The organism is uncultured Aquabacterium sp. (assembly GCF_947366995.1).
Lineage (GTDB): Bacteria > Pseudomonadota > Gammaproteobacteria > Burkholderiales > Burkholderiaceae_C > Aquabacterium.
On the sequence record NZ_CANBCC010000059.1, the window covers coordinates 1 to 25563 of the forward strand.

Here is a 25563-nt window from a genome sequence, read left to right on the forward strand (position 1 = left end):
GGCCGGGGTGCGGCCCAGCTTCTCGATGAAGGCGATGGTCTCGAAGCGCTCCTGCATCATGGCGCGCATGGCCCGCAGCTCGCCCAGCATCGAAGCGTTGGCTTCGTGGGCAGCCTTCAGGGCCTTCATCGTGGCTTCGTCCGGGCCGGTCTGCACAGGCACCGGGCGGGCGGCCGGGCGCTTGGCTGTCACGGCGTCCATCGTCAGCTCGGCGGCATCGCTGCGCAGCGGCACGACCTGGGCCGGGCGGCTCTGGCGCGCAGGGGCCACCGGCTCGGGGCGCGGGGCGGCCTGGCGGGGAGCGGGCGCCGGCTCGGGGCGCTGCCAGTCGTTCAGCTCGGCTTCGGCTTCCAGGCGGCGGGCAAAGGCCGCAGCCAGTTCGCGGGTGTCGGCACCCAGGTCCACGGCCGTGGGCGCCGGCGCGGCAGCGGGGGCGGGCTTGGGCTCGGCAAAGCGACGGGTCAGGTGCTCTTCGGGCGTCGCGGCCATTTCCGGCTCGGTGCGCTGCATGGCGGCCTGACGACGCTTGAGCATGCGCTCACGCACATAGTCCTGGAAGGACAGCGTGCTCATGGCCAGCTGCTTGACGTCGTCCTGCACGGTCGATGCCAGGTTGGCCACAGCCTGACGAGCCTGCTGGGTCGCAGCCGCCCTGCGCGGCGCGGGCGCAGCCGGGGCTTCCGGCTCGACGGGGTAGGACTCGACCGAGGGCACGCTGTCGGCGGCCATGGCCAGGATCTCGATGCCACCTTCGGCAGCCGGTTTGGTCGACAGGACGACGGCTTCGTCACCGAAAGCCGCCTTGACCTTTTGCATGGCCTCTCGGCTGTTCCGTCCAGTAAAGCGTTTGACGTTCATGCGTGGCCTCCAATCAGGGTACCGATGCGGATGGAGTGGGTTTCAGGAATCTCGCTGTGGCCCAGCACCTTCAGGCGGGGCGCAGCACGTTTGAGCAGGCGGGCCACCGTCGGGCGGATGGCGTCGGGCACCAGCAGACAGGCCGGCTGGCCCATGTTTTCCTGGCGCTGGGTGGCTTCGGCGGCCTGGCGGGTCAGGTGGTCGGCGACGCCCGGGTCCAACATGGGGCCGTTGGGCGAGGTCAGGGCCTGGGTCAGCAGGCGCTCCAGATCCGGTTCGATGGCGATCACATCCAGTTCCTTCACGGGGCCGTAGATCTGCTGCACGATGGCCGGAGCCAGCCCGATGCGGATACGGCGGGCGAGTTCGCCCGGGTCGTTGACGATGGCAGGATTGCCCGAAGCGTGCTCGGCCAGGGTCTCGATGATGGAACGCATGTCGCGGATGTGCACGCCCTCTTCCAGCAGCAGCTGGAGGATTTTTTGCAGGGTTGCGATGCCGATCATCTTGGGGACCACGTCTTCCATCAGTTTGGGAGCCAGCTTCGTCACATGTTCCACCAGCTGCTGGGTTTCGACCCGGCCCAGCAACTTGGCTGCATGGAGTTGCATCAAGTGTGAAAGATGGGTGGCCACCACAGTCGACGGATCAACGACGGTGTACCCCGCCATTTGCGCGGCATCCCGTTGCCGTTCTTCGATCCACACCGCCGGCAGGCCGAAGGCGGGGTCGACGGCGGCCGTGCCGGCGATCGGGTTGACCACGTGGCCGGGGTTGATCGCCATCAGCATACCGGGCAGCACCTCGCCCTCGCCCACCACGGCACCACGCAGCGTGATGCGGTAGTGGCTGGGGCGCAGCTCCAGGTTGTCCTTGATGTGCACCGAGGGCGGCAGGAAGCCCACCTCCTGGGCAAACTTGCGGCGCACGCCCTTGATGCGGGTGAGCAGGTCGCCGCCGCGTTCCTTGTCCACCAGCTGGATCAGGCGGTAGCCCACCTCCAGGCCCAGGGTGTCGACCGGCTGAAGGTCTTCCCACGAGGCCTCGCCGTTGGCGGCGGGGGCATTGGCGGGCTTTTCCGGGGCTGGCGGCGCCAGACGGGCCTGCTCTTGCTTCTTGTGCAGCTTCCAGGCCGCGTAGCCCATGCCGGTGGCCACCGGCAGGAACACCAGGGCCGGCATCCCCGGGATCACGCCCAGCAGGCCGATCACGCCACCAGCCACGCCGATGACCTTGGGGTTGGTGAACATCTGGCTGCTGATCTGCGTGCCGACGTCCTGCTCCTTGCCCACGCGCGAGACCACCATCGCCGACGCGACCGAGATCAACAGGCCGGGGATCTGGGCCACCAGCGCATCACCGACAGCCAGCAGGATGTAGCTTTCAGCCGCCTGACCGGGCGAGAGGCCGTGCTGGGCCACGCCGATCACGAAGCCGCCGATGATGTTGATGAACAGGATCAGGATGCCGGCGATGGCATCCCCGCGCACGAACTTCGAGGCACCGTCCATGGAGCCGTGGAACTCGGCTTCCTCACCCACCTCGGTGCGGCGGCGGCGGGCTTCCTTTTCGTCGATCAGGCCGGCGCTCAGGTCGGCGTCGATGGCCATCTGCTTGCCGGGCATGGCGTCCAGCGTGAAGCGGGCGCTCACCTCGGCGATCCGCTCGGCGCCCTTGGTGATCACCACGAAGTTGATCACCACCAGCACCGCGAACACGATCAGGCCGACGGCAAAGTTGCCACCGATCAGGAAGTGGCCGAAGGATTCGATCACCTTGCCGGCCGCGCCAGCGCCGTTGTGGCCGTCCATCAGCACGATGCGGGTCGAGGCCACGTTCAGCGACAGGCGCAGCAGCGTGGTCAGCAGCAGCACCGCCGGAAAGGCCGCGAAGTCCAGCGGGCGCAGCATGGTCGACGCCACCATCATCACCATCAGCGCCGTGGCGATGTTGAAGGTGAAGAACAGGTCGAGCAGGAACGGCGGCAGCGGCAGCACCATCAGCGCCAGCACCAGCACGACCACCACCGGGGCGGCCATGGCCTGGAACTGCTTGCCATTGCCCAGCAGGGCCTGCAACCTCATCAGCGCGGGGTTCATGCGTCACCTTCGCTTTCAGCCATCTTCTTCACGGTGGCTCTTGGATCATGGGGATCGAGTTCGGGCGGCACGTCCAGGTCGGGCAGGTTGCCCGGCATCGGCGCCTCGCCGCTGAGGGCGGCCTTCAGGCGGAACACATAGGCCATCACCTGGGCCACGGCGGTGTACAGGCCCACCGGCACCTCGTGGTCGAGTTCGGTGGTGGCGTACAGGGCACGCGCCAGCGGGGGGGCCTCCAGCACGGGCACCTTGTGCTCCACGGCCACGTCGCGGATCTTCAGCGCCAGCACGTCCACGCCCTTGGCCACCACACGCGGGGCGCCCATCGAGTTCTCGTCGTACTTCAGGGCCACGGCGTAGTGGGTCGGGTTCATCACGACCAGATTCGCCTCCGGCACGGCAGCCAGCATCCGGCGGCGGGCCATCTCGCGCATCTTCTGCTTGATGCGGCCCTTGACCTCCATGTTGCCTTCCTGCTGCTTGAACTCGTCCTTCATGTCCTGGTGGCTCATCTTCATCCGCTCGGCGAAGAGGAACTTCTGCAGGGGCCAGTCGATCAGCGCGAACAGGGCGATCACCAGCAGCATCGACAGCAGCACGTTAGCCAGCGTGTCGCCGAGCATGGCGATGGCCGCGGGCAGCGGCTGGGCCAGCAGGTTGACCATCGACGGCCAGACCTTGCTGAGGAACATCAGCCCGGTGCCGCCCAGGATCAGCCCCATGGCCGACGCCTTGAGCGCGTCGATCAGGTGCTGCTTGGAAAACAGGTTCGCAATGCCGCTGATAGGGTTGAGCTTGCTGAACTTGGGGCTCAGCACCTGGAAGGACATCACCCAGCCACCAGCCAGCACGCTGGCAGCCACCGAAGCCAGCACCACCCCGAGGGCAAACGGCACGATGATGAGCAGCGCCTCGACGCTCCACTGCACCAGGCGCTCACCCATCATCGCGGGGTTGGCCACCGTGCGCGCGTCGAAGCGCAGGCCGGCGGTCAGGATGCGCTCGATGCGCGCCATCCAGACGGGCGTCAGGGCGATCAGGGCCCCGGTGGCGGCAAGCAGAACCAGAAAGTGCCCCAGATCCTTGGAGCGGACGACCTGACCCTCTTTGCGGGCCTCGCGCAGCTTCCGCTCCGAGGCGGGTAACTGCTTGTCTTGTGCGCTGTCGGACATGGATGGACGTGGTACGGCGGGATGAAGCCGATTCTTGGCCAGCGCCGCCCAATCTTTAGCCGGATAAAGACCCCTGGAACCCGGCTGATCTGCGCCTCAAACCGTGGTGCGGCCGCACGACGCGACAGCCCTGCCCGCGCCTTGCACATCACGGGAAAGCCAGGCGGCCTTGTCAAGCTGTGTGCGCTTACCCTGGCGCCACGAGGCTCACGAGGCCGACGCGCGCAGCAAGGGCACGTGGCTGTCCGACCTGCGTGCGCAGCTCAGCCGACGCGAAAGCGGCGTTAGCCCGGTCAGTCCATGGTGGACGGCACCACCGTCCACTGCTGGCGCACGTCGCCACCCTGGTTCACGCTTTCAAGGTGAACCGGGAAGCCCCACAGACGCGCCACGTGCTTGAGCACCTCCCGGGTGCCGTCGCCCAGCGGACGGTCGTTGTGTTGCGTGTGCCGCAGCGTCAGCGACCGGTCGCCGCGCAGGTTCACGCTCCACACCTGGATGTTGGGCTCGCGCGCGCCCAGGTCGTACTGGCGTGACAGGGTCTCTCGCAAGGCGCGGTAGCCCGACTCGTCGTGGATGGCGCTGACCTCGTACTCGCTGTCGCGCTCGTCGTCGCGGATGGCAAACAGGCGGAAGTCGCGCATCACCTTGGGCGATAGAAACTGCCCGATGAAGCTCTCGTCCTTGAAATTGCGCATCGCGTAATCCAGAGTCTTGAGCCAGGCGTGCTCGTTCGGGTCGGTGCCCTGTGCCGAGCCAGCGAAGTCCGGGAACCAATGGCGGTCTTCGTCGGTCGGGTGAATGCAGATGCGCTTGAGGTCGCTGTACATCGCGAAACCCAGCGCATAGGGGTTGAGCCCACTGTAGGCCCGGTGCCCCACCGGCGGTTGGTACACCACGTTGGTGTGCGACTTCAGCCACTCCAGCATCACGCCGTCTGTCAGCCAGCCGTCGTCGTACATGGTGTTGAGCAGCGTGTAGTGCCAGAACGTGGCCCACCCCTCGTTCATCACCTGGGTCTGGCGCTGGGGGTAAAAGTACTGCGCCACCTTGCGCACGATGCGCACGATCTCGCGCTGCCAGGGTTCCAGCAGCGGCGCATTCTTCTCGATGAAGTACAGAAGGTTTTCCTGTGGCTCGGACGGGAAGCGCTTGATCACCTCCTCTTCCGGCCGGTCAGCCCGGCGCGGCAGCGTGCGCCACAGGTCGTTCACCTGCTGCTGCAGGTAGGCCTCGCGCTCTTCCCGGCGCGCCAGTTCCTTGTCCAGCGACAGCTTGCCGGGCCGACGGTAGCGGTCCACACCGTGGCTCTGCAGCGCGTGGCAGGAATCGAGGAACTCCTCGACGGTGTCCACCCCGTAGCGCTCCTCGCAGCGCGCCACGTACTGCTTGGCATAGACCAGGTAGTCGATGATGGAGCCGGCGTCGGTCCACATCCGGAACAGGTAGTTGCCCTTGAAGAAACTGTTGTGCCCGTAGGCCGCGTGCGCGATCACCAGGGCCTGCATGGCCATGGTGTTCTCCTCCATCAGGTAGCTGATGCAGGGATTGGAGTTGATGACGATCTCGTAGGCCAGCCCCATGTGGCCACGACGGTAGTTCTTCTCGGTCGAGATGAACTCCTTGCCGTACGACCAGTGCCGGTAGTTCACGGGCATGCCGACGCTGGCGTAGGCGTCCATCATCTGCTCGGCCGTGATGATCTCGAGCTGGTTGGGGTAGGTATCCAGCTTGAACCGCTCGGCCGTCTGGCGGATGACGTCGTGGTAGTCCTCGATCAGCTCGAACGACCAGTCCGACGAGCCGGGCAAGGGCTTGGTGAGCGTGCTGTCGTGCTGCAAGGTCATGGTCATGCGTCGACCCCTTCCTTCTTGAACAGCTCCCTGAACACCGGGTAGATCTGCGAGGGCTCCAGCACCTTGCGCATTGCGAAGTGCTTGTGCCGCTCGGCCAGACCGAGGTACTCGTCCCACAGGTTCTGCTCGGTCTGAGCCACCTGCACATAGGCGAAATAACGCACCAGCGGCAGGATCTTGTCTTCCAGGATTTCCCGGCAGCGGCTTGAATCGTGATGCCAGTTGTCACCATCGCTGGCCTGGGCCACATACAGGTTCCACTCGCTGGTCGGGTAGCGGGCGCGGATCACCTCATCCAGCAACACTAGCGCGCTCGACACGACCGTGCCGCCGGTTTCGGTGGCGTGGAAGAATTCGTCTTCCGTCACCTCCTGGGCCTGCGTGTGATGGCGGATGAAGACCAGTTCGATCTTGTCGTAGTGCCGCGTGAGGAACAGGTACAACAGGATGAAAAAACGCTTGGACAACTCCTTGCGCTGCTCGTCCATCGAGCCCGAGACGTCCATCACGCAGAACATCACCGCCTTGGTGGTCGGCACCGGCACCTTGACGCGGCTGCGGAAGCGCAGGTCGATCGGGTCGAGGAAGGGAATGCCCTTCATGCGCCCGTACAGCTGCTGCAGTTGTGCTTCGATGGCCTCGATCTCGGCGGCGCGGTCGCGGGCCAGCGCAGCGTCGTCGGTATCGGGCAGGCCGCGCAGCACGTCCAGCCGCGCTTCCAGTTCCTTGATCTCACGCCGACTGCTGGCGCCCAGCGCAATGCGCCGGCCCAGCGCACCGCGCATCGAGCGCACCACGTGGAGGTTGTTCGGCGTGCCGTCGCTGCTGAAGCCTGCGCGGTGGCTCTTCCACTCGGGCACCTCGGCCAGGGCCGTGCGCACCAGGTTGGGCAGTGCGAGGTCTTCGAAGAAGACCTGCATGAACTCTTCCTTGCTCAGGGAGAAGACAAAGTCGTCCTCGCCCTCGCCCTGGTCGCTCGCCTCGCCGCCACCACCGCCCTGCCCGCCGCCACCCTGCGGCTTCTCGATGCGGTCGCCCTTGATGTACTCCCGGTTGCCCGGATGCACGACGTCGCGCATGCCGCCCTCGCCATGCCGGAACACCGGCTCGGACAGGTCGCGCTTCGGGATGGCGATGTCCTCGCCCTTCTCGATGTCGCGGATGCTGCGGCCGTTGATGGCGCGCTGCACGGCTTCGCGCACCTGCGTCTTGTACCGCCGCAGGAAGCGCTCACGGTTGCCGATGGACTTGTTCTTGCCCGCCAGCCGCCTGTCGATGATGTGTTGCCGTGTCATGAAGACCCTTCGCCTTAGGCGCTCTGCTGCCGACCCCCATCCGGGATCTCGTCAGGTGCCCAGGGCCACGTGGGCCCCGGCACCCGACTCGCTGACACCTGTGCGGTGAACGACATGCTCTGCTCCGATCAGGAGGACTTCCGAACCCGCAGGTACCACTCGCACAGCAGGCGGACCTGCTTGGCCGTGTAGCCCTTCTGGACCATGCGGTTGACGAAGTCCTCGTGCTTCTTGACCTCGTCGGCGCTGGCCTTGGCGTTGAAGCTGATGACCGGCAACAACTCTTCGGTGTTGCTGAACATCTTCTTCTCGATCACGGTGCGCAGCTTCTCGTAGCTGGTCCAAACCGGATTCTTGCCGCCGTTGTTGGCGCGTGCGCGCAGCACGAAGTTGACGATCTCGTTGCGGAAGTCCTTGGGGTTGGCGATGCCGGCCGGCTTCTCGATCTTCTCCAACTCCGCGTTCAGCGACGAGCGGTCGAAGATCTCGCCCGTGTCGGTGTCGCGGTACTCCTGGTCCTGGATCCAGTAGTCGGCGTAGGTCACATACCGGTCGAAGATGTTCTGGCCGTACTCGCTGTAGCTCTCGAGATAGGCCGTCTGGATCTCCTTGCCGATGAACTCGGCATACCGCGGCGCCAGCATCTCCTTAATGTAGGCGATGTACTTCTGCTCCAGCTCGGCCGGGAACTGCTCGCGCTCGATCTGCTGCTCCAGCACGTACATCAGGTGCACCGGGTTGGCGGCCACCTCGGCCGGGTCGAAGTTGAACACCTTCGAGATGATCTTGAACGCGAAGCGGGTTGAAATGCCGCTCATGCCCTCGTCCACGCCGGCGTAATCGCGGTACTCCTGGATGGACTTGGCCTTCGGGTCTGTGTCCTTCAGGCTCTCGCCGTCGTACACCTGCATCTTGCTGAAGATGCTCGAGTTCTCGGGCTCCTTCAGCCGCGTGAGGATCGCGAACTGCGACATCATCTTCAGCGTGCCCGGGGCGCAGGGCGCCGCCGCCAGCGACGAACCGCGCACCAGCTTCTCGTAGATCTTGATTTCCTCGCTCACGCGCAGGCAATACGGCACCTTGACGATGTAGATCCGGTCGAGGAAAGCTTCGTTGTTCTTGTTGTTGCGGAAGGCCTTCCATTCGCTCTCGTTGCTGTGGGCCAGCACGACCCCGTCGAACGGGATGGCACCAAAACCTTCGGTGCCCTTGAAGTTGCCTTCCTGGGTGGCCGTCAGCAGCGGGTGCAGCACCTTGATCGGCGCCTTGAACATTTCCACGAACTCCAGCAGGCCCTGGTTGGCCAGGCACAGGCCGCCGGAGTAGCTGTAGGCGTCCGGGTCGTCCTGTGCGTAGGTTTCGAGCTTGCGGATGTCGACCTTGCCGACCAGGCTGGAGATGTCCTGGTTGTTCTCGTCGCCGGGCTCGGTCTTGGCAATGCCCACCTGCTTGAGGATGCTGGGGTAGCGCTTGACGACCTTGAACTTGCGGATGTCGCCCCCGAACTCTTCCAGGCGCTTGACGGCCCACGGGCTCAGGATGCGCTGCAGGTAACGGCGCGGAATGCCGTATTCCTTTTCCAGAATGGGGCCGTCTTCCGTCGGGTCGAAAAGGCCCAGCGGCGACTCGTTCACCGGCGAGCCCTTGATCGCATAGAACGGCACCTTCTCGGCCAGCAACTTCAGGCGCTCGGCAATCGACGACTTGCCGCCGCCCACCGGACCCAGCAGATACAGGATCTGCTTCTTTTCTTCGAGCCCTTGGGCCGCGTGACGGAAGTAGGACACGACCTGTTCGATCGCATCCTCCATGCCGTAGAACTCCTCGAAGGCCGGATAGATCTTGATGACCTTGTTCGTGAAGATGCGCGACAGACGCGGGTCATTGCGCGTGTCGATCATCTGCGGCTCGCCGATGGCCTGGAGCATGCGCTCGGCGGCGGTGGCATAGGCCGATTTGTCGCGCTTGCAGATCTCGAGGTATTCCTCGAGGGTGAATTCCTCTTCGCGGGTGCGCTCGTATCGCGCGGCGAAGTTGCTGATCACGTCCATACAGACCTCCGAATCATCGACTGACGCCATCGATGCTTCGTGATCTGCCGGTATACCCGTCTGGTGAACCTGGCGCGACCACACAAGCATCGCCTTCACACCAAAGATCGAGGAAATCGCCGAGCCTGAGCCCCTGAATAAGCGGGGTTTCAGCCCACAGCCTGACGACTTCGTTGATGCCTATCTTGCACCTTTTTCAGAACCCGCGTGCAGCCCGTCCGCAACAAGCCCGCTTTCGGGTGTCATGCGTGCAGATCAGGTGTTGCTGGTCGCACGCACCTCTTCCATGCTCGTGATCCCGGCCAGCACCTTGTCGATGCCGTCCTGACGCAGGATGCGCATGCCATCGCGCATGGCCTGCTGTTGCAATTCTTCGGCCCGGGCCCCGGTCTGGATCATCCGGCGCAGCTCCCGGGTCACCACCATCAGTTCGTGCACCCCCGCCCGGCCCTTGTAGCCAGTGTTATTGCAGGTCGGGCAGCCCTTGCAGGTGTAACGCATCAGCGTGCCTTCCCGGCCAAACCGCGTGCGCCAGTCGAGCACCACCCGTTCGTGCGTCAGCGCAGGCAGGTTGTCGGGCGCCACGTGCAGGTAATCGGCCAGCAACTCCTCGATCCACTCCTCGGGCGCCGGCTCGGCCACCTTGCAATCGTTGCAAAGCCGACGCACCAGGCGCTGCGCCACCACGCAAAGCAGCGAGTCGGCAAAGTTGAACGGGTCCATGCCCATGTCGAGCAGGCGGGTGACGGTTTCCGGCGCGCTGTTCGTGTGCAGGGTCGACAGCACCAGGTGGCCTGTCAGCGAGGCCTCGATGCCCATCGACGCGGTCTCGGTGTCCCGCATTTCCCCCACCATGATCACGTCAGGGTCAGCCCGCAGGAAGGCCCGCAGCGCCTTGGCAAACGTCCAGTCGATCTTGGGGTTGACCTGCACTTGTCTCAGGCCGGGCTGGGTGATTTCCACCGGGTCTTCCGCCGTCCAGATCTTGCGCTCGGGCACGTTGATGAAGCTCAGGGCCGAGTGCAGCGTCGTCGTCTTGCCGGAGCCGGTCGGGCCCACGCACAGAATCATCCCGTACGGCCGCTCCATGGCCTCCTTGATCTTCTGGAGGTTCCACGGGCTCAGCCCGATCTTCTCCAGCGGCAGCGGCTTGGCCGACGACAGGATCCGCATCACGATGTCTTCCAGCCCGTTGTTGGTGGGGATGGAAGCCACGCGCAGCTCGATCCGGTACTGCGGAACGAACTTCTGGAAATTGATCTTGCCGTCCTGCGGCTTGCGCTTCTCGGAGATATCGAGGTCGCACATGATCTTGATGCGCGCGACGATGGCATTGCGGTAGGTGTGCGGCAGCTCCAGATAGGGCACAAGCACGCCATCGCGCCGAAAGCGGATCTTGATCTTCTCGCGGCCGGGGTAACTCTCGATGTGGATGTCGGAGACGCCCTGATTGCACGCCTCGATGATCATGGTGTTGATCAGGCGCACGAGCGAGTTGTCGCTCTGCTCGATGGGCTTGTCGTCCTCGAAATGCGTTCGTTCGAGGTCTTCCCGCTCAAGGTTCTCGACCAGCTTGCCCGAGTCGAGTTCGACCATGTCAAGCGGCGCCGGCTCGGTGTTCAGGCGGCCGATCGCCATCGACGACACATCTGCGCCCAACCGGGCATACGAGTCCTTGATCGCCCATTCGAGCTGGCTGGCATGGGCCAGCACCGGCACGATCTTGCACTGGGTGATGAACTCCAGCTCGGACAGCGTCAGGCGCTTGCTCGGGTCTTCGAGCGCCACGATCAGCGTGCCGTCCCGCAGCAGCAGCGGCGCCACCAGCAGCCGCGACGCCACGTTGAACGGCACCTTGTTGATGGCCTCGATCTCGGCCGGGAACTTGTCCAGGTCCACCAGCGGGTAGCCCATCTTGCGGGCCAGTGCCGCCACCAGATCCTGGCGCGACACCATCTTGAGGCGTACGAGCAGTTCGCCCAACGGCACGGAGCGGTCTCGCTTCTGCTGCTCGAGCGCTTCGTTGAGCTGCGCCTCGGTGATCAGGTTCATGGCCATCAAGGCCTCGCCGATCCGCACCATGGGCATGCGGCTCTGGCGGTCGATCGCCTCCAGCAGCTGCGCGGGCGTGACGACCTGCTGCGTGAGCAGAATGTCACCCAGCTTCTGGTTGCGCATGCTGGCCTGCACCTCGACCGCCTGCGACACCTGCTCGGGTGTCAGCGTCTGGCTTTCCACCAACGTTTCGCCGATGCGCGCACCGAATTCCACCCGGGCCAGGGCATCGAGCGGCACGAACAGCCGCGACACCACGCCGTGCTCATCCTGCGGCGGAAACAGGAAAACGCCGAACTCCGTCTCGGCGTGACCAATGGTGCGCCCCTCGGTGACGTCCCCGTTGCGCCAGTGCAGGCGGTATTCGATGCTGGGCCGGACGTCCAGCACCTCGGCGTGAGAGGGGTGGAGGGACAGCTCCGAATCCGGCGCCAGCGGGCGGGTCAGCTGCAGGGCACGAAACTGGTTGAACCGCAGCGTCATCGTGGTGCGCGAAGGCGGCACCTGCACGTGAGCGACCTGCTCTTCCGGCACGAAAAAGATCAGCCGACCCTGCATCACGCGGCCGTTGAGGCCGATGATCTCGCACGGCTCGTGGTTGAGCTGAGTGCGGGCCCTTGGGTAACTGGCAAAGGGCGGGGTCGGCCAGCGGAAGGCATGCACGTCTTCTTCTGGCGAGAACGGTGCCGGCTCTTCGGCGTCGTCCACCAGACGCAGCACGGGCCCAGGCTCCGCCCCGGCATCAGCAGGCCAGTTCAGGGGGGGCAGGGGCTTCTCGGACATGCTTCTCCTCGTCTCCGGGGCTCAGGAACGGCCACCGCCGGATGATTGCCATGCTATGAAACGTTGCGCGGTACGAAACCGGCAATAAAGGTGATATTGCACGGCTTTTGCCACCGGCGTGGCGGCGCGGCGCTCCGCACCCCAGCTGCCAGCAAGCAGCCTGCCCGGCCTGGCCGGATCAGAAGTCCTTGGGGCGGAACTCGATCTGCATGGGCGAAGGCACGCGGCCGTTCTCGTCCAGCGGCAGGACTTCGGTGCGGTCCACGGCGCGCAGCACCGCATCGTCCCAGGCCGGCACGCCGGACGGCTCGATCAGCTTGCGCGAGATGATGCGCCCATCGGCCGCGCAGCGAACTTCCACCAGCGCACTGGGGTTGCCCGACACGTTCTCGGTAAAGACGATGTTCGGCTTGATGCGGGCCTTGATGCGCCCCGCGTAGGACGCGCTGGGGCCGGCACTGCGTGCCGACGTGCCCAGCGAGCTGCCACCCAACTCACCCATCATGCGCGCGAGGTTGGCTTTGCGCTGGGCTTCGCGGTCGGCTGCGGCCTTCGCGTCGGCCTTTGCCTGGGCGTCGGCACGGGCCTTGGCTTCGGCTGCCGCGGCGGCCTTGGCGCGCGCCTCAGCCTTCGGGTCGACCTTCGGCTCGGGTTTCGGCTCGGGTTTCGGCTCTGGCTTGGGCTCGGGCTTCGGTTCGGGCTTCTTCACCTTCGGCGGCTTCACGTCCTCGAACACCTCCTTGGGTTCGGGGCGCTTGCGCTCCTTGGGCGGCGGTTCCTTCTTCTGCTTCGTGACGATCTCGGGAGGCTTCTCGGGCACCGGTTCGGGCTCGGGCGGGGCCACCCGCGGCGTGGGAGGCGGTGGCACCGGGCGCACGGGTGCCGGCTCGGGGGCGGGCGGTGGCGCCGGGGCGGCCACCTGGGGCACGCGGTCCCACACTTCGGCCTCGACGACGTCCGGCGTCTCGATCTTCCAGCTCACGCTCAGGGCCAGCGCGGCCACCAGCATCAAGTGCACGCCCACGGCCAGCATCGCGCCGGGCCCCCAGCTGTCGGCCGCACGGGGCTCGAAGCGGGTCAGGCCGCCGTCAGGCATCGACGTCACGCCGGGTGACAGGACCGGTCCCACGCGCTCAGCCTCCGGTGGTGCGCACGGACAGGCCCACGCGGGCCACACCGGCCTTCTTCAGGCGGTCCATCACCTTGATGACTGCCTCGTAGCGCACGTCCTTGCGGGCGCTGATGATGACGGGCACCCCATCCGGTCCGTTGGCGTTGTCGGTCTGCAGGGCCTTGACGCGCTCCGACAGCTCGCTGACCGGCATCGTGTCCAGGTCCTTGTTGTCGACCCGCAGTTTCACGCGGTCTTCTTCTTCCAGCACCACCTCGACCACGCGGTCCGGCGCCTGCTTGGCGCTGCCGACGCTGGGCAGGTCGACCACGCCCGTCGGCATCAGCGGCGCACTGACCATGAAGATGATGAGCAGCACCAGCATGACGTCGATGAACGGCACCATGTTCATTTCGTTGCGGGTGCGGCGGCGTCGGCCGCCTCGGGCGTTGAGTTCGGCCACGGTTCAGCGCCCCTGGGCCGGCGCGCGGCCCGCTTCGGCCGCCAGCGGGGCGGCGTTGCGCGCCAGGATGTTGGAGAACTCCTCGATGAAGGACTCCATCTGGGTCGCAATGCGGTCGATGTCGCGGGCAAACCGGTTGTAGGCCAGCACGGCCGGGATGGCGGCGAACAGGCCGATCGCGGTGGCCACCAGGGCCTCGGCGATGCCGGGGGCCACGGTGGCCAGCGTCACCTGCTGCAGGTTGGACAGGCCGGTGAAGGCGTGCATGATCCCCCAGACGGTGCCGAACAGGCCGATGTAGGGCGACACCGAGCCGACCGAGCCCAGGAAGTCGAGCCGGGACTCGATCAGGTCCATCTCGCGCTGGAAGCTGGCGCGCATGGCGCGGCGCGCGCCGTCAAGCAGCGTGGGCACGTCGGCCACGCGGCGTTCGCGCAGCTTCATGAACTCGCGCATGCCGGAGGCGAAGATGCGCTCCTGCGGTGACGGCGGGCCCTCGCCGCGCGAGGCGTCCTGATACAGCTCCTGCAGCGTGCGGCCCGCCCAGAACTCGCGGTCGAAGCTCTCGTTGTCCTGCCGGATGCGCTTGAGGCCGATCAGCTTGCCGAAGATGATGCTCCAGCTGGTCAGCGACACCGCCAGCAGGATGGCCATCACGATCTGCACCACGATGCTCGCGTGCAGGATCAGGGTGATGATGGACAGGTCTTGGTTCATGGGCTCGTGGACTTTCTCGGAAAGACGTCGCGGTCAGACAGGGGTGGGCCGGGCTGCGGGCAGCACGGCCAGAATGCGGGCGGGAATGCGACCGGGTCGGAAGCTGTCGTCGCCGGCCGGCGCACCGGCCACGGGCTGCACCCACCCGATGCGGATGCGGCCCTGGCACAGCGACACGCCGTCGCGCAGGATGTCCTGCTGGAACACCACCGACGCGCGCCCCACTTCGACCACGGTGACGGTGACCGTGAGCAGGTCGTCGAGCCGCGCGGGGCGCAGGTAACGCAGCTGGGTCTCGCTGACGACGAACATGCCCTCGCCCGCGCGGCGCATGCCTTCCTGGTTGAAGCCCAGCGCACGCAGCCACTCGGTGCGCGCGCGCTCCATGAACTTCAGGTAATTGCCGTAGAAGACGATGCCGCCCGCGTCGGTGTCTTCCCAGTAGACGCGGATGCCCAGTTGATGGTGACAGGGCGGTTCGACAGCAGGAACGCTCGGCGGCACAGGGTCGGTCGTCGTGCTCATGCCGTGATTATCCCCGCAGGCGGGCCATGCCCCGCCCGATGCGCGCAAAGTCCGGTGAAGTGGGTGGCGCCTTCACACCAGCACCGTCACACCAGCGTCTCCGCGTTTCAGCCGGCAAAGCGCACCCCCTCCTCCCCCGCCGGGTCAGGCGGCAGGCGGAATTCGAACGTCGCCCCGCCGCCCGGCGTGGGCAGCGCACGGATACGCCCCCCGTGCAGCCGCACGATGCGCTCCACCATGTAGAGGCCCAGGCCTGCGCCAGGCTTGCCCTGGGCCGAGCGCCCACGGAAATACTTCTTGAACACCTGCGGCAGTTCATCGTCCGCCACACCCTCGCCGTGGTCGATGACGCGCACGCGCAGGTCCCCGTTGTCCCGTACATCGGCCTGGAGGGTGATCTCCTGGTCGGGCGGGCTGTGCCGATCCGCATTGGTCAGCAGGTTGCGCACGACGATGTGCAGCAGCTTGGGGTCGCCCGTCCAGCGCGCGGGCACCTCGTCGATGTCCAGCGCCACCCGCTCGGGTGGCCAGTCGGCGGCGGCGTCTTCAAGCCACTCCGGCAAGTCGAACGACTGGACTTGCAAGGCGCGCTCGGCCCCCTCCAACCGATCCAGCGACAGGTAATCGTCCATGAGATTGCTCATGCGCCGCGCAGCCTGCTGAATGTTGGTGCAGCGGGTCAAGGTTCGCTCCACCGGGGCCTGCAGGTTGCGCGCAAGCTGCTGCGCGCTCGTGTTGATGATGGCCAGGGGGGTCCGGAATTCATGCGACACGAGGGCCATGAAGTCTCGCTGTTCCTGATGCGCCGCCTGCGCCACGGTCAGTTCTCGTTTGAGGGTGCCGTAGCGCAGCGCCACGAACGAGCTCAGCACGAGGAGATGGAAGATGGACGTGAGCTGGTAGATGTTGTCGGTGAGCCAGCCCGGGTCGATCACGCCCAGGTTGCGCAGGAAACGAACCAGCACCCCGAAGCCATAGACCCCCAGAGTCAGCAGGAACAGGTAAGCGGGACGGAAACGTCGGAAGGCCAGCCAGATGGCCACGCCGTTGATCGCCAGCAGCCACAACAGGGTCGAGGCCTGCAGCACGGGCATGACCATGCGGTAGTCCACCCAGGCGGCCAGGATCGCCGCCGACGTGCCGATGGCCGTGGTCACGCGCAGATGCCACGCAGCCCACCGGGGCGCGTGACGAGGCAGCTCCAGCAGCAATCCGGCAAAGCGGGCCACGGCGACCAGTGAGAAACCCAAGGACAGCCCCAACAGACTCAGACTGAACGAGGCCGACCAGCCAAAAGCCGCCTGGGGATGCCCCGCCGACACCAGCACCGCCACCATCGAGCACAAGGCATACGCGGCACACCAGAAGCCCACGCTTTCCCGACTGATGAGCCAGAACGCGAACTGAAACAGGATCACCAGCACGTACACGCCCATCAGAGCGCCTGTGCCGAGCGCCTCATGCGCGACCTCCAGACGGTATCCCTCGGGGCGCCACAAGGACACCGTGCTGCTCAGCGATGGCCGAGTGGCCAGGCGCACCATCAGGGTGTGTTGCCCGGGAGGCAGGCTCAAGCGGAAGGTGGGGCTGCGCGTCTGCATGGGCCACAACGCCCGCGGCACCGCCTGACCGGCGCGCGTTTCCCGCCATTGCCCTGAAGCCTCCAGCTCGTAGAGCCGCACGTCTTCGAGCAGGGCGTTGTTGAACACGAGGCGCCAATCCCGATCGGCGCCCTCGGGCTGATGCAGGGTGACCCTCAGCCAGACAGCCGCGCGGGTGAACCCGAAGCTGGGCTCGCCCGGCAAAGCGCGCCAATCGGTCCGTGCGGCCACCTCGTCGGGGCGCCAGCGGGCTGCGTCGTCTTGCAGCCATTCCAGGTGCCCTCGCAGATCGACGCGGACCTGGTGGGAAGAGAGGGACACGGCAGCGCCTGCCGGCAAGCATGCACCAACCAGCAAGATGAGCAAAAAACGACACAGGCCGCGCAGCATGGCGCGTGAACCATAGCACGTGCAGGGTGGCGCACGTGGTTGCGGTCGGCCCGTGCTCAGATTTGCTCGGCCACGTGCGCGTGCGCTGCCATAGACTTTCCGGCGTGGCACACCTCATCTTGCTGGAAGACGAACCTGTACTCAGCGAAGAACTCACCGAGTTCCTCGTTTCGGTCGGCCATGAGGCCACGGCCGTGGGCTCTCTGGCGGCCTTTCGCCGCACCTACTCGCCTCAGATTCACAGCATCGCCATCATCGACCTCGGTCTGCCCGATGGCGATGGCCTGGACCTGATCCAGGCGCTGCGTGCCGAGGGCCACCGTCTGGGCATCATCGTGCTGACGGCCCGATCGGCGATGCAGGACAAGGTGCAGGGCCTGACGGGCGGGGCCGACCATTACCTGCCGAAGACCGCCGATCTGCAGGAGATTGCAGCCACCGTGGCCGCCTTGTCCCGGAGGCTGGGCGTCGATGCCAGGCCGCGATGGGTGTTGACCGACTCGCCGCGTCAGCTGATCTCTCCCGGCGGCGCCGTCCTCGCACTCTCGGGTCAGGACCACATGGTGCTGCATGCGCTGGCGAGCAACCCGGGCTACGTCACGCGGGAGGCCATCGTGGTGGCCCTGGGTGGCAACTACCTCGACTATGACCAGCGGCGGCTGGACACCCAGATGCGCCGCCTGCGCCGCAAGGTCGAGGAGGCCTGCGGCCTGGCCCTGCCCGTGAGTACCCTGCGCGGCACCGGCTATCGCTTTCACGACGACATCGACATCCGGCCCTGAGCGCGCACGGCGCGCGCAATCGGTGAAAATGCACGCTCTGGCCGCAGTACCCCATCTGCGCTCAGGTTTGCTCAGCCACGAGCGGCTGACGGTGGTTACTGTGCGAGCGAAACTCAGTGGAACGTCTATCGCTCCACGATTGACACGCCACCGACCATGCCGAACGCCACCCCCTCCGCCTCGCCCCGTCGCGCGCCCGTGCGCACCCTGATTGCGGTTGCCGCCGCCGTGATGCTGACCGCCTGCGCCAACATCCGGCCGGTGCCCCTGAACGCTCAGGACCTGCAGCCCGTCAACGCCAGCGACCGCAGCGCCATGGTGCGGGACGTGGCCCCGCTGAGCGGCCCCCTGACCCTGGAAGAAGCCCAGGCCCGCGCGCTCAAGTACAACCTGGAACGGCGCGCCAAGCTGATGGAGGAGGCCCTGGCCCTGCGCCAGCTGGACGTGACCCAGCTGGACATGCTGCCCAAGCTGGTGGCGCAAGCCGGCTATGGCTGGCGCAACAACGACCGCATCAGCCAGAGCCGCAACGCGGAAAACGGCGACCTGTCGCCCTCTCGCTTCATCTCTCAGGAACGGACCCACGCGCTGGGCGACCTGACGCTGAGCTGGAGCCTGCTCGACTATGGTCTGGGCCATGTGGCCGCCCAGCAGCAGGCTGACCGCGTGTTGATCGCCGGAGAGCGCCGCCGCAAGGCCATGCACGTGCTGATGCAGGACGTGCGCACTGCGTACTGGCGCGCCGCCAGCGCCCAGAAGTTGCGCGATGACGTGGCCCGCACCATCACGATGGCCGAGGAGGCGCTGGACGATTCCCGCAAGGCCGAGACGGAACGGTTGCGCAACCCGATCGACGCGCTGCGCTATCAGCGCCAGGTGCTGGAGAACCTGCGCCTGCTGGAAGCCATCAACCAGGAGCTGGCCTCAGCCAACATCGAGCTCGGTGCACTGATCAACGCTCCGATTGGCGCCACGATCCGGATTGCGGATGTGGAGCAGGCGGCGGCCACGCCCCGCACGCTGGACCTGGACATCGGCACGATGGAAGAGCTGGCCCTGCAGCAGAACGCCGACCTGCGCGAACAGCACTACAACGGCCGCGTGGCCCGTGACGAAGTGCGCCGCACCCTGGTGCGCCTGTTCCCGAACATCAGCCTGAACTACGGCTACAAGTACGACTCGGACCGCTACCTCGTTCACAACGACTGGCAGGAAGCGGGCGTGCAGCTGTCCTACAACCTGTTCAACCTGCTCACCGCCGACACGCAAATGAAGCTGGCACGGGCCGGGGTGGGCCTGGCCGATCAGCGACGGGTGGCTGCTCAGATGGCGGTGATCTCACAGGTGCACCTGGCCCGGCTGCAGCTGATCAACGCGCACAAGCAGTTCGTTCGCGCCGACGCCATCTACCTGACCGACCAGAAGATCACCGAGCACACCCGCAACCGCGAGCAGGCCCTGGCCCAGAGCAAGCTGGACCGCGTGAGCAATGAGGTGTCGACCATTTTGAGCCTGCTGCGTCGCTATCAGGCCCTCGCACAGGTGCAGGCCGCCGAGAGCCGCCTGCTGGCCAGCATCGGCGCCGAACCGGCCATTGGCAGCACGGACGACCTTTCGCTGCCCGAGCTGGTGCAGCAGATCAAGAGCGGCACCGACGTGTCTCTGCGCCCGCAGCCGGCTCAAGCCCTGAAGGTGGGCTCATGAGACCCACCCTGCTGTGGGGATTGATCGGGTTCTGGTCGGCGACCCAGGCGCTGGCCGCTCCCACGGCTGCGCCGGGGCCTGCAGCGCCCGCGGCACGCACGGCCATCGAGCGCCAGGAGATCCGTGCCCAGTTGATGCCTCGCCGGTACACCACAGTGGCCGCCGAGATTGGCGCCAAGGTGAACCGCCTGCCCCTGCCGGAAGGCGGCACGTTCCGCGCGGGCCAGTTGCTGGTGGGCTTCGATTGTTCGCTGCAGCAGGCTCAGATGCAGAAGGCCCGCGCCGAGCTGCAAGGCGCCGAGCAGACGCTGAAGACCAACCAGCGCCTGGCCGAACTGAACTCGGTGGGCAAGCTGGATCTGGACATGGCCCAGGCCGCTGCGCTGAAGGCCCGCGCCGAGGTGGTCGCCCACCAGGCGGTGTTGGGCAAGTGCGCCATCGCTGCACCGTTCTCCGGTCGGGTGGCCGAGCAGAAGGTGCGCGAGCAGCAGTATGTGCAGCCCGGCCAGGCCCTGCTCGACATCCTGGACGACAGCGTGCTGGAGCTGGAGTTCCTGGTGCCTTCACGCTGGCTGAGCTGGCTGCGTGTGGGCGGCACTTTCCAGGTGCAGATCGACGAAACCCGCAAGACCTACCCGGCCAAGTTCATCCGCATCGGCGCCCGCGTCGACCCGGTGAGCCAGTCCGTCAAGGTCGCCGCCGCCATCGATGGCCAATTCAAAGAACTGATTGCCGGGATGAGTGGTCGCGTCCAGATCACGCCCCCCGAATCCCGATGATGTCCATGGCACTCGCCTGATGTCGGCGGGTGCCGGAGTGCCCTATGACCCAGCGCCACGCCCCCAAGAATCCGACTCACGCCTCGCTGAGCCCTGCCACCGCCGCCCCAGCCATCAAGTTGGTGCGCAGAGCCCCCCAGCCGCTGGTGCTGGAGCAGCGATTCATGTTCGACGGGGCCGCGGTGGGCGAGGCGGTGGACACGCTGTCGGCCCCCATGCCGGAAGCCAAGGTCACGCACGACGTCCTGCATGTGGTCGACGCGCCGGCCGCCCCCTCCGTGCGCGCAGCCGAGCTGGCTGCGGAGCAACTGCTGAGCCACTTCCTGCAGCAGGAACAGGCCCAGGACACCTTGTTTGCACTCTTTCACGGTGGGCAGTCCGAAGCCAATGCCGAATGGCAAGCTCGCGCCGGCGCCCTGCTGCAAGACATTCGCAGCGGGGAATTCAGCGTGCGTGTGGAGTTCCTGAGCAACGCAACCCTGCAGGGCGCGAAGGGGGCCTTCGCTGCAGATGGCCCGCAAGGCGAGGCGGTGATCTACCTGAACCAGGACTGGATCCAGAGGGGTGCGGACGAGGCCGCCATCACGCGGGTGCTGACGGAGGAGTTCGGCCACGCCATGGACGCCTACCTCAATGGCGCCCAGGACACCGCAGGCGATGAGGGCGAGGCCTTCGCGCTGATGCTGGCCAATGGCTCGCTGCGCCTTCAACCGATGCCATCCCTGGAAGATGGCGGCACCATCGAAGTGATGGGCGAGCACGTGAACGTCGAGTTCGCCCAGTTCACCTTCGTCAATGCCTATCAGATGGTGTACGACGTCGACAACGACTTCGGCAGCAACGGCACCATCGAAAGCAACGCGGGCGAAACCGCTGCCGAGAAGGAACAGAACACCCACAATTTCAACCCCAACGCACTGGGGCAGGTGACGGTCAGCGACGACACCAACAGCAACCTGTTCAGCGGCAACGACGTCGCCGCGATTGGCCTCAACATCGGTGGTAGCAAGTACTACGGCTGGATCAGCCGCCCGATCAAGGATCAGGGCGTGGTGCGCGGTTTCTACTTCTGGACGGACAAGGACTTCGTGGACCTGGCCACGGCACAGGCCGATGGCAACCAGGATGGCGACAGCGATGCCAAGGACAACCGGGGCTTCCTGCTGGTGGTCGACCAGGCGTGGTTCAACGGCTTCATCAACACGGCCAGCAACCGGGTCACCACCGCCGCCAATGTGGACCAGGCCCTGTACGCCGCCTACGGCTACACCTACCCCGCCAGCCCGATCCACACCTACATCAAGGGACTGGGCTCCTCGTCCGACCGGGTCGATGCCGCTTTGAATGCCGAGGTGCTCAAGGTGGCGGCACCGCCCCCGACGGACGCCGTCGACGATGTGGCCACCGGCACTCCCAGCACCACCAACTCGGGCGGTGCTGCACTCGAGCAGGGCCTCAACACCAATCCGGATCCGGATAGCGTGGTCACTCCGGGCATTGCGGCCACGGGCAATGTGCTGAGCAACGACAGCCCTGCCACGGGTCTGACGGTGACCCGGGTGGCCAGCAACGCCACCGGTCTGGCGGGATCGGTGCCGTCTACCGGCACGGTGAGCGTGGCCGGGCGTTACGGCACGCTGACGCTCGGTGCGAATGGCATCTACAGCTATGCCGCGGATGATGCCAACCCCACAGTCAACGCCTTGTTGCCGGGCGGCAAGCTGACGGACGTGTTCAGCTACACCGTCAGCAACGGCCAGGGTGGCACCGACACCGCCACGCTGAGCGTTCAGATCAACGGAAGCAACGACGCGCCCGTCGCGGTGAACGACTACAACACGGCGAAGGAAGGCACCACCTCGGCCGTCAGCGGGTTCACGTCGGCAGGCTACACGGCGGTCGGCACGGTGGCAGGCAAGACCGGCGTGCTCGCCAACGACACGGACGTGGACAGCGGTGACAGCAAGAGCATCGTCGGCCTCTCGATCAACGGTGGCGCGACGGTGGGCTCCGTCAATGTGGTGACGGGCACGGGCTCGCTGTCCTTCACGGGCGATTCGGGGTTCACGTCGGTGAGCGACAAGGGCGCAGCCAAGCTCTATGTGAGCCTGGCCACCGACGCGGCGGGCAGCAACTACCGTGCGGTGTACGCGGCCGACGGCACGACGCAGATCTATGTCACGCAGAAGGTTGAAAGCCCAGCGGGCTCCAACAACTGGGTCATCACCCTCAACGCCACACCCGCGAAGTATTACGACGCCACCGGGCTGAAGACGATCACCAACCTCTCGACGTTCTTCACGACCAACAAGACCGTCGGCTTCGAGAACTCGACCACTTCGACAGAAAACACGAGTGGCATGAAGACGGCCTCTGTGGCCGTCGCGCAGTCCACCGGCTACACCAACATCGGCACCCTGAGCGGCCTGTCCGGCAGCATCGCCGTGGGCATGACCGTCAGTGGACCGGGCGTTCCAACAGACGGCGTCACCAAGGTCAGCGGCCTCACCTACACGAGCGGCGTGCTCACAGGTATCAAGCTGGATCGTGAACTGAGCAGCAACACCGGTGGCGCGTTCACCTTCTCGGGCGCCGGCACGGTGAGCCAGACGATTCAGGGCGCCCACGGCAGTTTGCTGCTCAATGGCGACGGCAGCTACACCTACACCGCCACCACCGACAACGCATACCTGGCCGGGGGGCAGTCCGCCGTGGAGGTGTTCGACTACACCATGCAGGACGCGGGCGGTCTGACCAGCAGCGCCAAGCTCTACATCACGGTGTACGGCAGTGGATCCACCGACCCGGTTCTGACCAATGAAAGCAACACGGCCACCGAATCGGGTGTGGTGAGCAACAGTCCCTATGTGCCGGGCTATACCAACACGTCGGAGCCCGGGGGAACCGCCACGGGCAATGTGCTGAGCAACGACAAGGAGTCGTCCGCCAACACCCTGATCGGCTCCGGCTACGTGGCCTCCGTGTCCTTGCCAGGCTCCAGCGATCCCGCCACCCAGGTCGACACGGCCAACAACGGTCGAACCACCAGCCAGTCCGTCACGGTCAGCGGGCTGTATGGCGACTTGCTCATCAGCGACACCGGCGCCTACACCTACACCATCCGCCAAGGGCAGACCAATGTGCAGGCGCTTCTCCCAGGAGAGACGCTGACGGACACATTCAACTACCAGGTCAAGAACACGCTGAGCCCCGCAGGCAGCGGGTGGGCCAGACTGGTGATCACCGTCAGTGGCACGAACGATGCGCCGACCGCCGTGGGTGAGACCGTCACCGCCGTGACGGGTGCCCCCCCCTCCACCGGCAATGTGCTGGCCAATGACACCGACGTGGATGCAAACGACACCAAGACCGTGATCGCGGCCACTGCGGGCAACACGCTCAGCGCCAGCACTACCAACACGGCGATCACCACAAGTGGCGTGGTGGCGGGCACCTACGGCAGCCTGACCCTGAATGCAGACGGCTCCTACAGCTATGCCATCGACACCAGCCTGACCAGCGTGAAGGCCCTCGCCGCGGGCGAGACGCGCAATGATGTCTTCACCTATCAGATGAAGGACACCTGGGGTGCTTTCTCGACGGCGGTCTTGACGGTCACGGTCACTGGCCGCAACGATGCCCCGGAAAACACGGCGCCCACGGCGATCACCGCTGCGGCAGGCACGCCCTTCGTCTTCACAGGGTCCAACGCGATCTCGGTGGCCGATCCCGATGGCAACCTGAGCAAGGTGGTCCTGCACGTGGACCACGGCACCCTGTCGACGACGGCGTCGGGCGGCAGCTTCGTGTTCGACAGCAGCACGGGCAACGCCACCCTCACCGGCACGCAGGGTGAGATCAATGCCTTGCTGGCGGGGCTGCGCTACACCGCCACTGCCGGCTTCAGCGGCACCGACTACCTGACCATCTTCAGCAAGGACAGCCAGTCTGCCTACGACAGCGATGGCTTTGCCATCAACGTGCCGACGAACACCACGGCGTCGGTCTCCGAATCAGGCCTGAGTGCGGGGAGCAACGCCAGCGCAGACAGCGAGGTGCACCACGGGACCTTGTCGCTCGGCTTGAATCAGACGGTCAAAGCCCAAACGGGCACCACCAGCCTCGGCAGCTGGTCCATCGATGCCGACGGCGCGTTCAGCTACACATTGAACCGCTCGGCCCAGCACGTGCTCGGCGCGGCCAGCGATGAGTTTGCCTACGTGGCCCACGACAGCTACGGCAATGCGGTGACCAACACCGTGACGGTGAGCATCGCCGACGACGCGCCTTCGGCTTATGCGAACACCGCCGAGGTTGGCCAGTCGAGCAGCGTCGCGGGCAATGTGTTGCTGGATGGCGTCGACGACGTGTGGGGTGCGGACGGAGCAAAGGCGACCACGCCCGCCGGCGGCGTGGTGGGCGTCCGCGCTGCAGGTTCCGACACGACATCGGAAGTGCTCACCGGGGCGGGCAGCGAGATCCAGGGGCTTCATGGGAAGCTGACCCTCAACGCAGATGGCACCTACACGTACACGTCCGGCTCGGTCAGCGGGCTTTCAACAGACACGTTCGTCTACACGATCGAAGATGCCGATGGCAGCCGCGCCACGGCCACACTGACCGTCACCATCACGACGGCAGACCTGCCGCCCACCATTGCGGTGTCCTCTGACAAGACCGCGCTGAAGGCTGGCGAGACGGCCACCATTACTTTCTCCCTGAGCGAAGTCGCCACCGATTTCGACGCCAGTGGTGTCACCGTCACCGGCGGGACTCTGAGCAATTTCAGCGGCAGTGGGACCACCTACACCGCGACGTTCACGCCCGATGCGGACAGCACCGCACCCGCCTCTGTCAGCGTGGCCAGCGGCAAGTTCACCGACGCCGCGGGCAACGCCAACAACGACGGTGCAGATGCCAACAACACCGCGTCGATGACCGTCGACACGGTGCGCCCCACCGTCGTGGTGTCTTCCGACAAGACCGCGCTGAAGGTCGGCGAGACCGCCACCATCACCTTCACCTTCAGCGAAGACCCCGGCTCCAGCTTCATCCTGGACGACATCGACGTCACCGGCGGTTCGCTGGGCGCGCTGAGCACCAAGGTCGCCAACAGCAACGGCACCTACAGCTACACCGCCACCTTCACGCCCACGGCCGACAGCACCACGGCTGCGTCCATCCAGGTGGACAGCGACAAGTTCACCGACACAGCCGGCAACGCCAACAACGACGGCTCGGACACCAACAACACCGCGTCGATGAACGTCGACACGGTGCGCCCCACCGTGGTGGTGACCTCCGACAAGACCGCGCTGAAGG

General features: G+C 65.9%; 15 protein-coding genes and 1 pseudogene. 4 read left to right on the forward strand and 12 right to left on the reverse strand.

Going from position 1 to position 25563, the window contains the following annotated elements; genetic code table 11:
• The 12 genes and pseudogenes from Q0Z44_RS14095 to Q0Z44_RS14150 form a co-directional block, all read right to left on the reverse strand.
• Window positions 1-816: pseudogene (locus Q0Z44_RS14095) on the reverse strand (hypothetical protein); the annotation flags it as partial.
• Window positions 817-854: 38 nt separating this feature from the next.
• Window positions 855-2957, reverse strand: a complete 2103-nt coding sequence (gene flhA, locus Q0Z44_RS14100) for a flagellar biosynthesis protein FlhA (RefSeq protein ID WP_298013832.1) — start codon at window positions 2955-2957, stop codon at window positions 855-857.
• The gene (gene flhB / locus Q0Z44_RS14105; protein WP_298013834.1) at window positions 2954-4129 is read right to left on the reverse strand and encodes a flagellar biosynthesis protein FlhB; all 1176 of its coding nucleotides are present in this window, start codon (window positions 4127-4129) and stop codon (window positions 2954-2956) included. Before flhB ends, flhA begins: the two co-directional genes overlap by 4 nt.
• A 293-nt stretch (window positions 4130-4422) precedes the next feature.
• Window positions 4423-5982 (reverse strand): SpoVR family protein, encoded by a 1560-nt coding sequence (locus Q0Z44_RS14110; protein ID WP_298013836.1) that lies wholly within the window; start codon window positions 5980-5982, stop codon window positions 4423-4425.
• Window positions 5979-7280, reverse strand: a complete 1302-nt coding sequence (locus tag Q0Z44_RS14115; RefSeq protein WP_298013839.1) for a YeaH/YhbH family protein — start codon at window positions 7278-7280, stop codon at window positions 5979-5981. Before Q0Z44_RS14115 ends, Q0Z44_RS14110 begins: the two co-directional genes overlap by 4 nt.
• Before the next feature lie 128 nt (window positions 7281-7408).
• Complete coding sequence (locus Q0Z44_RS14120) at window positions 7409-9331, reverse strand: PrkA family serine protein kinase (RefSeq protein WP_298013841.1); 1923 nt, start codon at window positions 9329-9331, stop codon at window positions 7409-7411.
• A gap of 255 nt (window positions 9332-9586) precedes the next feature.
• Window positions 9587-12169: an ATPase, T2SS/T4P/T4SS family gene (locus Q0Z44_RS14125; RefSeq protein WP_298013843.1), complete on the reverse strand. Its 2583-nt coding sequence runs from the start codon at window positions 12167-12169 to the stop codon at window positions 9587-9589.
• 178 nt (window positions 12170-12347) lie between these two features.
• Complete coding sequence (gene tolA / locus Q0Z44_RS14130) at window positions 12348-13298, reverse strand: cell envelope integrity protein TolA (protein WP_298013845.1); 951 nt, start codon at window positions 13296-13298, stop codon at window positions 12348-12350.
• A 4-nt stretch (window positions 13299-13302) separates the two neighbouring features.
• Complete coding sequence (locus Q0Z44_RS14135; RefSeq protein ID WP_298013847.1) at window positions 13303-13743, reverse strand: biopolymer transporter ExbD; 441 nt, start codon at window positions 13741-13743, stop codon at window positions 13303-13305.
• Between the two features lie 3 nt (window positions 13744-13746).
• Entirely contained in the window at window positions 13747-14460 is a 714-nt protein-coding gene (gene tolQ, locus Q0Z44_RS14140) for a protein TolQ (protein ID WP_298013849.1), read from the reverse strand.
• 33 nt (window positions 14461-14493) lie between these two features.
• Window positions 14494-14985, reverse strand: a complete 492-nt coding sequence (ybgC, locus tag Q0Z44_RS14145; RefSeq protein WP_298013851.1) for a tol-pal system-associated acyl-CoA thioesterase — start codon at window positions 14983-14985, stop codon at window positions 14494-14496.
• Window positions 14986-15092: 107 nt separating this feature from the next.
• Window positions 15093-16907 (reverse strand): sensor histidine kinase, encoded by a 1815-nt coding sequence (locus Q0Z44_RS14150; protein ID WP_298013853.1) that lies wholly within the window; start codon window positions 16905-16907, stop codon window positions 15093-15095.
• Between the two features lie 173 nt (window positions 16908-17080).
• Between Q0Z44_RS14150 and Q0Z44_RS14155 the strand changes: the two genes are divergently transcribed.
• The 4 genes from Q0Z44_RS14155 to Q0Z44_RS14170 form a co-directional block, all read left to right on the forward strand.
• Window positions 17081-17758 (forward strand): response regulator transcription factor, encoded by a 678-nt coding sequence (locus Q0Z44_RS14155; RefSeq protein WP_298013855.1) that lies wholly within the window; start codon window positions 17081-17083, stop codon window positions 17756-17758.
• Between the two features lie 156 nt (window positions 17759-17914).
• Window positions 17915-19462: a TolC family protein gene (locus Q0Z44_RS14160; protein ID WP_298013857.1), complete on the forward strand. Its 1548-nt coding sequence runs from the start codon at window positions 17915-17917 to the stop codon at window positions 19460-19462.
• Window positions 19459-20241, forward strand: coding sequence for an efflux RND transporter periplasmic adaptor subunit (locus Q0Z44_RS14165; RefSeq protein ID WP_298013859.1), 783 nt, complete (start codon window positions 19459-19461; stop codon window positions 20239-20241). Before Q0Z44_RS14160 ends, Q0Z44_RS14165 begins: the two co-directional genes overlap by 4 nt.
• Window positions 20242-20285: 44 nt before the next feature.
• Window positions 20286-25563: VCBS domain-containing protein (locus Q0Z44_RS14170; protein ID WP_298013861.1), on the forward strand; the 5278-nt coding region annotated here is incomplete at its 3' end.